Source organism: Polyangium fumosum, assembly GCF_005144585.1.
Taxonomy (GTDB): Bacteria; Myxococcota_A; Polyangia; order Polyangiales; family Polyangiaceae; genus Polyangium; species Polyangium fumosum.
On sequence record NZ_SSMQ01000003.1, the window covers coordinates 22,269 to 36,113 of the forward strand.

The 13,845-nt window shown below is 68.3% G+C and carries 12 protein-coding genes; all 12 read right to left on the reverse strand.

The window, feature by feature from the left end:
• Nucleotides 1–25: 25 nt before the first annotated feature.
• The 12 genes from E8A74_RS03910 to E8A74_RS03965 all read right to left on the reverse strand — a co-directional run bounded on the left by E8A74_RS03910 (nucleotide 26) and on the right by E8A74_RS03965 (nucleotide 13,782).
• Complete coding sequence (locus E8A74_RS03910; RefSeq protein WP_136927558.1) at nucleotides 26–1,225, reverse strand: NAD(P)/FAD-dependent oxidoreductase; 1,200 nt, start codon at nucleotides 1,223–1,225, stop codon at nucleotides 26–28.
• The gene (locus E8A74_RS03915) at nucleotides 1,225–1,440 is read right to left on the reverse strand and encodes a ferredoxin (protein ID WP_136927559.1); all 216 of its coding nucleotides are present in this window, start codon (nucleotides 1,438–1,440) and stop codon (nucleotides 1,225–1,227) included. Before E8A74_RS03915 ends, E8A74_RS03910 begins: the two co-directional genes overlap by 1 nt.
• Before the next feature lie 19 nt (nucleotides 1,441–1,459).
• Nucleotides 1,460–2,095: a TetR/AcrR family transcriptional regulator gene (locus tag E8A74_RS03920; protein ID WP_232379364.1), complete on the reverse strand. Its 636-nt coding sequence runs from the start codon at nucleotides 2,093–2,095 to the stop codon at nucleotides 1,460–1,462.
• Between the two features lie 17 nt (nucleotides 2,096–2,112).
• Nucleotides 2,113–3,327: a cytochrome P450 gene (locus E8A74_RS03925; protein ID WP_136927561.1), complete on the reverse strand. Its 1,215-nt coding sequence runs from the start codon at nucleotides 3,325–3,327 to the stop codon at nucleotides 2,113–2,115.
• Nucleotides 3,328–3,445: 118 nt separating this feature from the next.
• Nucleotides 3,446–4,111 (reverse strand): TetR/AcrR family transcriptional regulator, encoded by a 666-nt coding sequence (locus tag E8A74_RS03930; protein WP_136927562.1) that lies wholly within the window; start codon nucleotides 4,109–4,111, stop codon nucleotides 3,446–3,448.
• Between the two features lie 49 nt (nucleotides 4,112–4,160).
• Entirely contained in the window at nucleotides 4,161–5,363 is a 1,203-nt protein-coding gene (locus E8A74_RS03935; protein WP_136927563.1) for an FAD-dependent monooxygenase, read from the reverse strand.
• 159 nt (nucleotides 5,364–5,522) lie between these two features.
• On the reverse strand, nucleotides 5,523–6,323 hold the full coding sequence (locus E8A74_RS03940; protein ID WP_170228840.1) for a LytR/AlgR family response regulator transcription factor: 801 nt from the start codon (nucleotides 6,321–6,323) through the stop codon (nucleotides 5,523–5,525).
• A complete protein-coding gene (locus E8A74_RS03945; protein WP_136927565.1) occupies nucleotides 6,320–7,507 on the reverse strand; it encodes a sensor histidine kinase in 1,188 nt (395 codons plus the stop codon). Before E8A74_RS03945 ends, E8A74_RS03940 begins: the two co-directional genes overlap by 4 nt.
• A gap of 250 nt (nucleotides 7,508–7,757) precedes the next feature.
• On the reverse strand, nucleotides 7,758–10,259 hold the full coding sequence (locus tag E8A74_RS03950) for an efflux RND transporter permease subunit (RefSeq protein ID WP_136927566.1): 2,502 nt from the start codon (nucleotides 10,257–10,259) through the stop codon (nucleotides 7,758–7,760).
• Complete coding sequence (locus E8A74_RS03955; protein WP_136927567.1) at nucleotides 10,243–11,511, reverse strand: CDP-alcohol phosphatidyltransferase family protein; 1,269 nt, start codon at nucleotides 11,509–11,511, stop codon at nucleotides 10,243–10,245. Before E8A74_RS03955 ends, E8A74_RS03950 begins: the two co-directional genes overlap by 17 nt.
• Nucleotides 11,508–12,437, reverse strand: coding sequence for a phosphatase PAP2 family protein (locus tag E8A74_RS03960; protein ID WP_136927568.1), 930 nt, complete (start codon nucleotides 12,435–12,437; stop codon nucleotides 11,508–11,510). The genes E8A74_RS03955 and E8A74_RS03960 overlap by 4 nt, the downstream gene beginning before the upstream one ends.
• Nucleotides 12,438–12,465: 28 nt before the next feature.
• Complete coding sequence (locus E8A74_RS03965; protein WP_211365281.1) at nucleotides 12,466–13,782, reverse strand: inositol-3-phosphate synthase; 1,317 nt, start codon at nucleotides 13,780–13,782, stop codon at nucleotides 12,466–12,468.
• Between the last annotated feature and the right edge of the window lie 63 nt (nucleotides 13,783–13,845).

Consider the following 13,845-nt stretch of genomic DNA (forward strand, 5'->3'; position numbering starts at 1 on the left):
TGCGGCAAGAGGCCGTTTCGGAGCGTCAGGAAGCCTGGACCCCCACCTCCGCCCACGGCTTCCCATCCACGACGAACTGCCGGTACGCTCGTATTGCCTTGATCGCATTCCACCCGAGCGCCCCGATCACCTTGCCGTTTTTCCCGTACAACGCGACGAACTGACGCTTCTCGGGATCCCCCTCCACCACGGCCACCTCGGCCTCCGGCGAGAGGATGCCAAACGTCTGGATCTTCGTCTCGTATTGGTCCGTCCAGAAAAACGGCACCGGCGTGTAGGGTTCGTCCTTCCCGACGATGTTCGCGGCCACGGCCATCGCTTGCTCGACCGCGTTGCTGCGGTTCTCCAAGCGCAGCCGCACCCCGAGGCCCTCGTGATGGAAGCTCGCCGCGTCGCCCACCGCATACACGCCTTCCGCCGCGCGGCAGCGCGCGTCGCATACGATGCCGTCGGAGATGTCCAATCCGCTGCCCGCGAGCCAGCCGGTCGCGGGGCGCGAGCCGATCGCCACCACGACTCTGTCCGCAGGTAACATCTCGCCATTCTCCAGGAGCACACCGGCGACGCGCCCGTCGTCGCCGCCGACGAGCTGCTTCACCGCCACGCCGAGCCGAAGATCGACGCCTTTTTCTACGTGCAGCTTGGCGAGAACCCCGCCCACGAGCGGCCCGAGCTGGCCCGCGAGCGGCGCCGATTGCGGGCCCGTGAGCGTCACCGCGAGGCCCATGCTCCGCGCCGTCGCCGCAATCTCCGTCCCGAGCACGCCCTCACCGACCACCACCAAACGCGGGTTCTCGAGCAGATCCGCGCGGAGGGCGACCGCGTCGTCCACCGTCCGCAAGACGTGCACGCCCGCCCATTTCTCCTGCCCAGGAAGACGCCGCGGCTCGATGCCCGTCGCCAGCACGATCACGTCCGCGCGCAAGACCCGGCCCGCCGCGGTGTGCACCTCGCGCGCCGTGAGGTCCAGACGAACCGCCGGATCTCCGAGGATCACCTCCGCGTCGAGCTGCGCCACCGCGGACTCCGAGCGCAGAAATGTCTTTTCCGGCTCCACCGCGCCCGACAGGACCTTTTTCGAGAGCGGAGGCCGATCATAAGGCAGGTGCCGCTCCGCCCCGAGCAGCGTGACCCCGCCCGCGTACCCCTCACGCCGGAGCGCCTCCACGACGGAGAGGCCTCCCAGGGACGCGCCAACGACAAGCACGCGCGACGGGGTTTTCATCACGCGCTCTCGCCCAGCCGAATCGCAGCGCCAGGGCAAACGGCCGCCGCCTCCCGAACCGGCCCGTACTGCTCGGGCGGCGGCTCGGCGTCGAGCACGATCACGATGCCATCGTCCCGCTGATCGAAGACCTTCGGCGCGACCATCACGCATTGGCCCGCGCCGCAGCATTTGTCATAGTCCACGATCACCTTGAGCTTCGAATTGGTTTCCATGCGTCTCTCCGCTTTCGTTTCATTTCGTCGGGGTCACCGGAGCCGTCCAGAGGCCGACCAGCGCGTCCACGAGCCCTACCGCCGCCGCGTCCCACGTGGCCCGCGGCGTGGCGCTCCCCGCTTGCAACGCGCGTTCGCGCTCCGCGCACATGTGCACGACGAGCTGCCGGCACATGTCGCCGCGCTCCTCCAGCACGCCCTTGGGCCAGATCGGCATGAACCGCCCGAGCCCCGCGATGCTCTTCTGCATGGCCGGCGTGGCCATCATCTCGTCCGTCACGAGCTTGCGCAAAACAGGGTCCGTCATGACCTGCGCGTAGAAACGCGCGAACCAGCTCGGCGTCCCGAGCGAGGCGATATGGTCGACGGTCGGCCGCACGAGGCACGCGAGCCAATCGCGCAGGTCCGACGAACCCTTGATCTCCGCCAGCATCTCCTCGCGCCGCCGCTCGATGAAGGGGACATGCCGCCGCACGATCGCGAGCACCAGATCGCTCTTGGTGCCGAAGTGATAACCGACCGCGAAGTTGTTCGCCTGGCCGGCCGCCTCGCTCACCTGGCGGTTCGAAACCGCCGCCACCCCATGCTCGGCGAAGAGCTTCTCCGCCGCGTCGAGGATGACCTCTCGCGTATCGTTTCCGTGCGAATGTCTCATTCTCGAGCTGGCCATGCTCACCAGCGTACCAGGACCTTCTCGATTCCGCCGACGAGCAGGCCCTCGCGGCGCGGCAGCTCGCTCGGCGCGACCGCGAGATCGAGCGAGGGCAAACGACGCAGGAGCACGCTCAGCACCGTCTGCAATTCGGTCCGCGCGAGCGCCTGACCCACGCAGGAGTGGGCCCCCGCGCCGAACGTGAGGTGCGGGTTCGGCGAGCGGTTCAGCACCATTTCGTCGGCCCGCTCGAACGCCTTCTCGTCCCGGTTCGCCGCGGCCATGCTGCAAATGATCGTCGAGCGGCTCGGCACCTTCGTGCCCGAAAGCTCGATCTCCTCGCTGATGAAGCGCGGGAGCCCGAAGCCCGCATTCGCGTCGAAGCGCAGCACCTCTTCCACCGCGCTGCGGACGAGGGAGGGCTCGGCCACGAGCTGCTCCCAGCGCCTCCGATCCGAGAGCAACATGCCCATCATCTTGCCGATCATGTTCGAGGTGGTCTCGTGCCCGGCCACCAGGATGCCTTGCGCCGTCATCAGGAGGATCTTTTCGTTGATCTGCTCGCCCTGGTCGGCGGCGCGGATCAGATCGCTGAGCAGATCATCCCCGGGCTCGGCGCGCTTCTTCGCGATGTGGCCCATGAGGTAATGGACGAACTCCATCTGGGCCTTGTCGACCTCCTCCTGGGTGAACTGCGTCATGGTGAGCATCGAATTGGACCAGTGGGCGAGTTTGTCTCGGTCGTCCACGGCGATGCCCAGGATCTCGGCGATCACCCACACCGGCAAGGGGAACGCGAGGTCGCTCACGAGGTCGGCGGGCGGGCCTTTCGCGATCATCTTGTCGATGAGCTGATGGGCCATCGTCTCGATGCTCTGCTGCATGGCAGAGATGCGCTTGACGGTGAACCACCGCATGATGAAGCGCCGCCATTTCTCGTGCTGCTCGCCACCCGAGAGCTCGGCCGCGTCCTTGTTCTCGAACACGCTGCCGCCCTCGTTGGTCGTGATCCTCGCTGCGCCTTCCTCGGCGAGGTTGCGGGTAAACCGCGGATCCGAGAGCACCTGGCGCACGTCGTCATAACGCGTGATCAGCATCGCCTTGTCGCCGCTCGGCAGCCGAATATGGGCGACCGGACAACCCTGGCGGAGCTTCGCCCACTCCTCCGGCGGGTCGACGGCCGTGGGGGCGCGCAACGGATAATCCAAGACCTGCTCACTGCTATCAGTGCTCATCAAGACCTCCAGCCACGATTCTAAGGCACGCGACTTATGAAGTCAAGTGACTTAAATCAGGACGTGAAATTCCGATGCGGGGAGGCCGCCGGAGGCGGGCGCCACGCAGGAAACGTCGTCAGGAGGGGGTGGCGGGAGGCCTTTCGGCGCTGGCGTGTTTCTGCTCAGCCCGGCCGCGGGTCTTGCGTCCCCGCAGGCCCCCGAGCAAAAATTCGGTCGTTTCGTCCGCGATCAAGTCCGGCGGCTCCCCCGCGAGGATCGCGCGGCGCGCAGCGACCATGACGCCGACCATCATATCCACGAGGCGCGGCACATCGGCGACGGGACGGAACACGCTCGCTGCAATGCCTTGCTCCACGATACCCGCGACGATCGCGAGCACGGGCGCGAAGCATGCGGTGAGGGATGCGCTCACCTCCGCGGGCAACATGGTCTCCGTCATGTTGACGATCGGGAGCCCGCGGACGCCCGGGACGAGGGCCGCCAACTGGCGGCGAACGACGAGCGCGAGCCGGTCTTCGGGGTCGTCGATCCCCGAGGACGCCTCCACGAGCGCGGCCACGAAGGGCTCGACTTCGGACTTCACGACGGCGACGAGCAGCGCGTCCTTCGTGGGCGCGTAGTTGTAGATCGTATTCCGCGCAATCCCGGCGCGCCTCGCCACGCCGGCGAGAGACAAGGACGCGTAACCTTCCGCCTCGATCGCTTCAAGGAAGCTGTCGCGCAGCCGTTTCCAGATGATGTCCCGATGTTCGGCGATCGTGGGCGCGTCGATCCTGGGCATTCATGTCGTCATCGTAGAACATCGAGCGGTTGTCAAACCGATCGATGCTCTACGCGGCAAATTCGACGTTCACCGGTCCGGAGAGGAACTGCTCCAGGGCGGTGGGGGCGCCTTCCGAACGTTTCTTGCCCTGGGCCCGCCGCATCAAACCCTTGCAGAGGATGTCGATGATCGGGCTGCTCGGCGTGAAGAACTGCGCTTTGATCAGCGCTGACCGCTGATGCTGGCGGGCAAAGGGCATCAGCCGTTCCTCCCACGCGCGGAGCGCAGCGTCGATCTCGTGGGGATGTCGCGAAAGGAGCTCCCCGAGGAGCGAGCCACCGGCGAGCCCGAGCGACGCGCCCATGCCGGAGTAGAGGGTCAAGCACCACGCGGCGTCCCCCAAAAGGATCGTGCGACCGGAACGCCAAGAGCGCATGCTCACCTGGTTCACGGAGTCGAAGAGGAAGTCCCTGGAACCGTCGAATTGCTCGAAGACGTGGTCGAGGATTTCGCCGAAGGGCTCGGGCCCATACGCGCGCCGGAGCACGGTCCCGACCGACGCGCGAAACTGCGCGTCGATATCGCGGGTGCGGTAGGAAAACAGCGCGGTCGGCGGGCGATCCTCGAACGGAAACACCCACAACGAGCGGCCCGGCTCGGCGAGCACGATGCCATCGTTGATCGGGAAATACGGCACTTGTTTGTCGAGCTGGAACGCGCAGATCATCGCGTGGAGGGGCTTCAGGTAACGCTCGTGCGGGCCGAAGACGAGGCGCCGCACGGTCGAGCGCACCCCGTCGGCGCCCACGACGAGATCGAATCGCTCGTCCTGCGCTTTGCCCGTCCGCGAGCTTTGCGTCGTGACGACGGCGCCGCCTCCGATATCGACGATGGCGGTGGGCACGGTTCCGTAGCGCACCTCCACGTCCCCGAGGTTCTCGAACAACGCGGCCTCGATGTCGCCACGGAGCACGCCTTGCGGATCACCCGGTTGATCGAGGAATCCGTTGATCCTGTGTCGATCGCCGGCGCGCGTCACGTCCCACGTCTTCGCGTTTTTCGGCGTGCGCGTGTGGAGATCGGGCATGACGCCGAGCCGCTTGGCGGCGCTCAAGCCCGTACCGAAGAGCCCGATGAAATAGCCGCCGAGACGACGCTGCGGCGCTCGCTCGATCAGGGTCACCTGCCATCCCGCTCGCCGCAATCCAATCGCCGATGCCATGCCGGCGACGCCAAGTCCGACCACCAAGGCTGAACGCTGTCTGCTCATGGAAAGCTCCTACGCTCGTTGGCCAGGCCACGTTGAAGCGCCTTCCGCTCGCTTGTCTTTTTACGACGGACCGTCGCAAAGATCAAGGACAACACGAAACGGCTCCAGGAGCGCCCTCCCGAGCGCCCCGGCGCGCGTGATCGGCGCCGACGAGGTGGTTCAGCCGCGGCGGAGGCCGGTGGCGCTGGCGAGCAGCATATCGCGCACGGGTTGGGCGCGGTCGCGCGAGACGGGCACGCACACGCCGCGCCGCTCGGGGCCGATGCCTATGCCGACGAAAATGCGCGTATCGCCCCCGTCGCGCTCGAGCTCCTTGATGTAGGCCGCATTGACGAGCCAGTTTCGGTGGACACGCGTGAGCGCTCGCCCGAAGGACGCCTCGATCGACGCCAACGACAGGTCGAGGTCGAACGTGCCGTGGGGCGTGTGCACGGAGGTGAGCCGATCGGCGGCCTCGAATGCCCAGACCTCGCTGGGTTCGAGGAAAACCAGGTTCTTGCCCCGGCGCGCGACGATGCGCAGCGGGCCCGCGGCCGGCGACGGGCGCTTGCGCGCGTGGAGGCGGCGCAAGCATTGGTCCACGCGCTCCTGCGTGAAGGGCTTGAGCAGGTAATCGTCGACGCCGAGCGCGAAGGCCTCGATGGCGTGCTCCTTGAACGCCGTGGCCAGCACGAACATCGGCCGGCGGGGATCGTGCACCGAGGCGCGCACGAGATCGAGCCCCGTGGCGTCGTCGCTGCCGGTGAGCGCGATGTCCACGAAGACGACGTCCAATTCGGCTCCGCCCGCCGCGAGATGCAATGCCTGCCGCGCCTCGCCCAGGCTTGCGACGGCGCCGACGACCCCGGCGAGGCTCGACGCTTCGATGAGCTCGACCAGGTAATTGCGGGCCGGCCACTCGTCCTCGACCACGAGCGCGCGGAGCCGGTAGGCATCCCCCGCCGCGGGAACCGTATTCATCGAGAAACCTCCAGGTTCGCGCTCATCGTGCGCGGCGCGTGCAGAAGGACGCAGGGGAGCTCGACGGTGCATCGTGTCCCGTCGGCCGATGATTCAATCTGCAGGCTCGCATCCGTGTATTTGAGTTCCATGCGCCGGCGCACCGCGTGCAGACCCAATGCCCCCGAGCGCGTCGGCTTGGCCGGTATGCCGGGGCCATTGTCCTCGACCGTGCAGACGAGGCGCCGCGAGGCCCCGTCACCGCTCTCCGTGATCGCCGCGCACACCCGCACCTCTCCGCCCCCATCTCGTCGCAGGGCGCCATGCTTCACGGCATTCTCCACGAGCGGCTGCAGGAGCAGCGGGGGCAAGAGGACATCGGTGGCTCGATCCGCGATGTCCCACTGAAAGCGCAACATCCCTGCGTGGCGCGATTCCAGAATTTCGGCATAACGTTGCAGCCATGCGATCTCCTCCCCCAGCGTCCGCATCTCGTCGACATCGTGCAGCGCGTCGCGCAAGAGGTGGGCCAGGCAAGCGAGAAGGCGGCGGGCCTCGCGCGGGTCCTGCGTGACGAGGCCCGCGATGGCGTTGAGGGTGTTCAGGAGGAAATGGGGTTCGAGCTGCGCGCGCAGCCGGACGAGCTCGCCCGCGGTCCGCAGCCTGTCGGCCTCGAGCTTGAGCTTCTCGGCTTCGAGCTTGAGCTTCTCGGCCTCGAACGCGCGCCGCCGGGCATCCTCCGTGGCGAAGGGATACAAGAACGCCAGCGCCCATATGGCGCAAATGAAGAGGCCGAACGTGATCCCAAACCGGATGACGCGCGGATACGTCGCGGGGGGCCCGGGGGGCTGCGGGATATGCAACCACTGCTGCACGAACCAGAAGCCCAGGATGAGCATCGTGCCCGCGATGGAGGCAACGGCGAGGCTCACGAGCAGGGTCTTCGCCGAGCTGAGGCGCCGGCGCGTGGCCCAGTGAAAGACCCCCGAGAGCGCGAGCAGGAGCGCGGGCACGCCCGTCGTCAAAAAGAGCAGGTTCGCCGTGTTGTTTCTCTGCGGGTCGGAGGGCGTGAGAGGCCAAAAGAAGATGGCCAAGATGACGGCCGTCGTCGCCACGAAGCGCTTCCAGCCGAAGAAATACACATAGGGGGGCAAATCGCTCGCGGAAGGCGTGCCTCTGGACAGCTCGGGCTCGGGAACGCTCATATGCAACTTATACAGCTACCGGCCGTCCCGCGCAGGGAACACGTGGATCGGACAAGTGGCCGTGTTCCCCGGACGAGCCGTGCCCTGCCGGGGACGAGCCGCTCAGCGCCGGACCGGGCCCCGGTTGGCCCGGCTTCTCGTTTCTGGACACCGTGACGCATCGTGGTTTGGCAGGACGAGCGATGCGGCATCGATGTCGTATTCGTTGTCACGGGCACGACGAAGGCCCGGCCTTGTTGCAATGCGACGATCAGGCGTCGGCTTGCGGGGGCGGCGCCGTCGAAGGCTCGGATGCACGTTCGGCGGCGCGAGGCCGCGCTTTCCAGGCATGAAGCAGAGCGAGCCCGGCCGGGAGCATGACCACGCAGGCGACGAGGTTCACGCCAAGGCCGAGCAGCGAGAGCGTGCCGACGCTGCCGAGACCTGGATGCGTCGCCAGCGCGAGCACGCCGAAGCCAAAACCGTCGGTGAGAATGGCGCCGGTGACGTCCCAACCCGTATGTTGCCAAACTTTTTCGAGCGGCTCGCCCGCGTCCACGCGCGCGAGCAGGTGCGCGCCGTCGTCCACGCTGATCCCGAGGAGGATCGGCAATACGATCATGTTCAGATAATTCAGCGTGGCGCCGAAGACGGGGAGCAGCGCGATCGTCACCGCGAGGCAAAGGATGGCCGGCGAGAGCGCGAGCAGCGCGAGCCGGAAACGGCCGAGCGTGATGTAAAGAACGATCAGGACAAACACGCCGGTGACCACGAGGATGCGCGGGGCGTCACGCTCGATCGTCTCGAGCACGTCGGCGAGCACCATCGGCTCGCCGGCGGCCGCGAGCGCCTCGCCCCCAGGCAGATCGATGCGGCGGAGCTGCGCCGCGAGCCGCTTGATCCCGGCGGCTTCGCCCATGTTCACGGTCGGGTAGAGCAGGACGAAGTGCACGGGTTCGGCGCCGGGGTGGGGCTCGAAGGTGTGGCGCAGCGCGGGCGGCAGGTCGGGGGGGCCAAAGGGCTCGGCCGCGGCCATACGCTGGAGGCGCTCGAGACGGCTGCGCGTGTCCGCGTCGAGGCTCTCGGGGCGAATGCGCGAGGTGATCCGGGCGATGTCGCGCAAGAGCGGGCGCTTCGCCTCCTGGTCGGTCGGGAGCAGATCGGCGCGCGTGGCGATCAGGCCGATGGTGGCGTCGGGCCCGAGCGCGTCCATGCGCGCGCGTACGGCGGCAGAGACCTCGCGCGCCTCGGCCTCGCTGCGGGCGAGCACGACCATCGGGGTCTGCGAGCGTCCGAGCAGCGCGTTGACCTCGCGGTCGCGGCGAAAGCTCGGCAGGTCGGCGTCGTCGAGGTGGGAGAAATCGGCGTCGAAGCGGGCGTGGGGGAGCTGGGTGAGCGCAAGGCCACACGCGACGACCAGGCCCCAAAAGAGCAGCGGGGCCGCGCGATGCATGAAGCGCACGCCGGGGAGCTCCACGCCGGCGCGCACGGGCGCGAGGCGTGGCGCGTGGCGCGCGAGCACGCCGAGCAGAGCGGGGAGCAACGTGACGTAGGCGAGCAGGACGAACAACGTGCCGAGCGCGGCGAGCAGGCCAAACTCGCGGAAGGCGCGGAAGTCGGTCCAGGTGAGGCAGGCGAACGCCGCGGCGGTGGTCAACGCGGCGGCGAGCGAGACGCGGCCCGCCTCGCCGAAGGCGCGACGGATCGCTTCCTCGTCGGCCGCGCCGGCGCGTCGCTCCTCCTCGTAGCGGCCGAGGAGGTGGACGCCGTGGTCCATGCCGATGCCCACGAGGATGGCGCCGATGAAGGCGGTCAGGATGTTGAGCGTCCCGAAGAGCGCGCCCGCGGCGCCGTAGGCCAGCGCGAGGCCCGCATAGAGCGGCGCGAGCACGAGGCCGATGGCGAGCAAGCGCCGGAAATGGAAGGCCAGGTAGGCGATGACGAGGCCAAGCGCGAGCGAGGAGGTCAGCGCGAGGTCGCGCCCGAGCACCGCCTGGAGGTCGACGCGCTTCGGGTAGCGGCCGGTGAGCTCGACGCGGAGATCCGGCGCGTAGGCCGTGGGCTGTGCTTCCTGGAGCACGCGCTTCACGTCGGCGACGACCTGCTTTGCGAAGGTGAGGTCGGAGGCCAGCCGGATCGGGCGGACGAGGACGGCCAGGGTCTTGCCGGTCTCGTCCTCGTGGTAAGGCCCGCGCCGCGCGCCGCCGGTGTTTTCGAGGCGCTTCTTGTACTTGGCTTCGAAGTCCGCGACGTCGACCGGGGGCGGCTCTTCGTCGTCGATGTCGATGTAGGCGCGCTCGATCTCCCAGCGCTGGCGCGCGGCGAGGCGATCACGAAGCGCGGCGAGGTCAGGCTGATCCGCGAAATAGAGGGCGCGGTCCTCGAAAAACTCCGCCGGAAAGCGGTGGTCGACGTACTGCACCGTCTCGAGCTTTTCGAGGCGGGGCGTGATCTCGTCCGCGAAGCGCCGCCGCGCGGCCTGGTCCCCGCCCTCGACCAGGAGCACCACGTACCCCACCCCGCCGAAACGCGCCCGCAGCGCCTCGATGCCCTGCACGCTCGGGTAGCTGGGCGGCAAGAGCTGGGTGATGTCGGGATCGAGCTTGAGCCGGCCGGCGGACCAGGTGCCCAGCGCGGCGGCGAGAGCGACCAGCACGATGGCGAGGCCGGCGCGCCGAAACGCGGCGACCGCCACGCGCGCGAGGATCGCGCGAATGGCGGCGGGTACGGGGCCGAGGCGCGCGTCGCCGTCGGGATCAGGCGCGGCTGACATCACGCTCCCTCGGGTCGCTCAGGGGGACGTCGTCATTCACGTCGTTCACGGCGGGCCCGAGCGCGAATACGTGGTCGCGGAGCAGAGGGTAGTTCCAGGTGACGAACACGACGAGGCGGGTCAGGACCCAGGCGAGGCGGTCATTCATGGCAGGCAAAAGGAGGAGCACGGCGACGCCGCCGGCATTGAGGGCAGCGCTCGACCCGGAGACGAACACGAAGCGCATGGCCTGGCTTCCGCGCGGGCCGGCTTCGGCCGCGAAGGCCCACACGCGCGAGAGCGTGAAGGCCACGATCCCACCGGCCACGCAGCCTACGCCCGTGGCGAGCGGCGGCGGCGCGCCGGTCCCGATCATGAGCATCTGCACGACGGCGAAGTCGAGCGCCGTGGCGAGCGCGCTCACGGCAATGGTCCGAGGCAAGGAACGGCGGTCGTCGCGCGGCAAGCTGCCGCTCAGCGCGCGGACCAGGAACGCGAGCCGCTGGAATGCGGTCGCGTGGGACGTCAGCGCGATGAGGGTGACGCCGGCGGCCGCGATCCAATGCGGCGGCCGCGGGTCCTCTGGGGAGATAATGGCCTCCAGGATGGGGCTGAGCGCGACCGAGAGGCCGAGCACGAGGATACGCTCGGGGCGCTGCATGAAGCCCACGTCTTTCATGGTGGCGCCGAGCGCCTCGCCGCGGGCGCGCACATAAGGGACGAAGAGCGAGCCGGTGAGCGCGAGCAGGCAGGGCAAGAGCACCCAGCTCTCGCGGTAATACCAGGCGAGGCCCACCAGCACGGCCGACTCGCAATAACGATCGAGCACCGAGTCGAGCGCGGCGCCGCTCGGCGAGGCCTGTCCGGTGGCGCGCGCGACCCGACCGTCCAGGTAATCGAGCGCGCCCGCGCTGACATAAAGCCACCCGCCGAGCGCGAAGCGGCCCGCCGCAATGGCGACCCCCCCGCCCGCCGCGAGGCCCACCGCCAGCGTCGTGATGGCATTGGGAGGCACGCCCGCGGCAGCGAGCCCCTGCCAGAGCGGGCGCATCAGCCACGCGAAGAAGTGGCGCGCGCGCGCGGTGGTCAGCCCGCCGAGCCCACGCCCGTCGGCCTCCTCGTCGTGGAAGCGGCCCCAGGCCAGGGTGCGCACCACATAAGCGGCGAGGCCAATCAATGCATACGCAATGAGCAGCAGCGCGGGCGCGGCCGCGGTCCAGATGCGCAGGGCGGCCGAGAGGCTGCCGGTGAACCAGTCGGAGAGCACGCTCATACCGAGACCTCGGGGGAGGCGCCGTTTTTGCGCGGCGCCGGTTCGAGCAGCGCGCGCTGCACGAAGAGGACCACGCGATCGGCGGCGAAGGCCACCATGACGCCGGCGATGATGTCGAGGATGTAATGGTGCCGGAGGTACATGGCGGAGAACGCCATGACCGCGGCCCAGGCGACGGTGAATGCGCGCAGCCGGCCGCCCAAGGACCAGGAGACGAGCGCGGGGAGCACGGCATATCCCACGTGCAGCGAGGGCATGGCCCCGAACACGTTGGAGCTGCGCGCATAAAACGTGTGGAAGATATGGACCCCGAACAGGGCGTCGAACCGCGCTCCCCCGGCGGGATTCGAGGGCGCGTCGAGCACCGCGGGACCTGCGCCGTAGAGGTCGACGTACCAGGGCGGCGCCGCCGGCCAGGCGATCCAGATGATCCAGCCGAACAAGCTCGCAGCCGCGAAGGCCCATGCGAGCCGCTGCATGCGCTCCTGATCACGAACGTACAGGTACGCCCCGACCGCGAAGACCTGGATCAGGTAAAGGAGGTACACGACGCCGGTGAGCGCATCGAGGGCCGGGTGCGTCGCGCGCGCGACGAGCTCCGAAATGGGCACCCGCCCCGCGCTCGTGCCGACGCCGAAGAGCGAGCGCTCGGCTTCGAGGAGATCGGCCACGTGGACCTCGCCGCGCAGGTGAATGAAGAGGCGCAGGAAATCATAGGCGAGCCCGGTGAGCACGAAGGGCGCAGCGATCGCCGCGAACCGCCGCGCGCGTGGCCCGGCCCATACGAGGACCAGGAACATGCCCACGAAGAAGAAGTGCTCGGGCCGGAGCCCCAGCGTCGCGTGAATCAGCAGGAGGAGGAGCGGGGCGCCCCCGAGGGACGCCCATACCCATGTGCTCCCGTCACCCGTCGGCCGTAGCTTCATCACTCGCCTCGCCACGTCGCCGCCGGGATCAGTCGTAATATTCGTTGCCGAGGTGGGTGATCAGCTCCTCGCCGATCATCCACCGCAGCGTGTTCTTGAGCTTCATCGATTGGATGAAGAGGTCATGCTCCGGGTAGAGCTCCGGCGCCGTCATCGGGCTCTTGAAATAGAAGCTCAGCCACTCCTGCGTCCCCCGCATCGACGCGCGCGACGCGAGGTCGAGCAAGAGCGCCAGATCGAGCACGATCGGCGCCGCGAGGATCGAGTCTCGGCAGAGGAAGTTGACCTTGATCTGCATGGGATACCCGAGCCACCCGAAGATATCGAGGTTGTCCCAGCCCTCCTTGGCATCGCCGCGCGGTGGGTAATACTCGATGCGGACCTTGTGGTAGATGTTGCCATAGAGATCCGGATAACGCGGAGGCTGGAGGATTTGCTCGAGGACGCCAAGCTTGGAGACCTCTTTCGTCTTGAACGAGTTCGGATCGTCGAGCACCTCGCCGTCGCGGTTGCCGAGGATGTTCGTGGAGAACCACCCCTGCAATCCCAAGCTGCGGGCCTTGAGCCCCGGGGCGAGGATGGTCTTCATCAGCGTTTGTCCCGTCTTGAAATCTTTGCCCGCGATGGGCACGCCCATCTCCCGCGCGAGCTGCCAGGCGGCGGGGAAATCGACGCAGAGGTTCGGCGCCCCATTGGCGAAGGGGACCCGCTCCTTGAGGCACGCCCAGGCATAAATCTGCGAGCTGGAGATGCTCGGATCGTCGGCGGCGAGGCCGGCCTCGAAGGCCGCGATGCTCTGGTGCACGTCTCCGGGGGCGATGTAAACCTCGGTGCTGCCGCACCAGATCGCCACGGCGCGCTCGGCCCCCTGGCGCTCGATGAACCCGCGGATGTCCTCGCGGACCTGCTCGACCATCTCCGCCTTGGACCGGGCCGCCTTGACGTGCGTGCCGTGGAGGCGGCGCACGTATTCCGGGTAAAAAGCGCCTGCCATGGGCTTGATTTGCGCGAGCTCCGCGGCCACCGCGTCGACGTGGCGCGATTCGAGCACCTCCGCGTGCCGCGCGACCTCGAGCGCGTTGTCGGGGAAGATGTCCCAGGCGCCGAACACGAGGTCGTCGAGCGACGCGAGCGGGACGGCGTCGCGGACGAGCGGGAAGCGATCCTCGGTGCGCTTGCCGAGGCGAATGGTGCCCATTTGCGTGAGCGAGCCAATCGGCTTGGCGAGCCCTTTGCGGGCGAGGAGCACGCCGGCGATGAAGGTGGTGGCCACGGCGCCGAGGCCAGGGAGCAAGACGGCGAGCTTGCCGGTGGCGGGGCGAATCGTCTGCGGGCGTTCTCTCACGGCTCTCCTCGGTTCTCGGCAGCAGGGAAGCTGCGCACGTTCGATTTTGGGCGGCTGACGCGG

Excerpts from the sequence above, each read along its gene's own strand:
- E8A74_RS03910 (WP_136927558.1), bottom strand. The coding sequence starts at position 1,225 with ATGAAAACCCCGTCGCGCGTGCTTGTCGTTGGCGCGTCCCTGGGAGGC.
- E8A74_RS03915 (WP_136927559.1), bottom strand. The coding sequence starts at position 1,440 with ATGGAAACCAATTCGAAGCTCAAGGTGATCGTGGACTATGACAAATGC.
- E8A74_RS03920 (WP_232379364.1), bottom strand. The coding sequence starts at position 2,095 with ATGAGACATTCGCACGGAAACGATACGCGAGAGGTCATCCTCGACGCG.
- E8A74_RS03925 (WP_136927561.1), bottom strand. The coding sequence starts at position 3,327 with ATGAGCACTGATAGCAGTGAGCAGGTCTTGGATTATCCGTTGCGCGCC.
- E8A74_RS03930 (WP_136927562.1), bottom strand. The coding sequence starts at position 4,111 with ATGCCCAGGATCGACGCGCCCACGATCGCCGAACATCGGGACATCATC.
- E8A74_RS03935 (WP_136927563.1), bottom strand. The coding sequence starts at position 5,363 with ATGAGCAGACAGCGTTCAGCCTTGGTGGTCGGACTTGGCGTCGCCGGC.
- E8A74_RS03940 (WP_170228840.1), bottom strand. The coding sequence starts at position 6,323 with ATGAATACGGTTCCCGCGGCGGGGGATGCCTACCGGCTCCGCGCGCTC.
- E8A74_RS03945 (WP_136927565.1), bottom strand. The coding sequence starts at position 7,507 with ATGAGCGTTCCCGAGCCCGAGCTGTCCAGAGGCACGCCTTCCGCGAGC.
- E8A74_RS03950 (WP_136927566.1), bottom strand. The coding sequence starts at position 10,259 with ATGTCAGCCGCGCCTGATCCCGACGGCGACGCGCGCCTCGGCCCCGTA.
- E8A74_RS03955 (WP_136927567.1), bottom strand. The coding sequence starts at position 11,511 with ATGAGCGTGCTCTCCGACTGGTTCACCGGCAGCCTCTCGGCCGCCCTG.
- E8A74_RS03960 (WP_136927568.1), bottom strand. The coding sequence starts at position 12,437 with ATGAAGCTACGGCCGACGGGTGACGGGAGCACATGGGTATGGGCGTCC.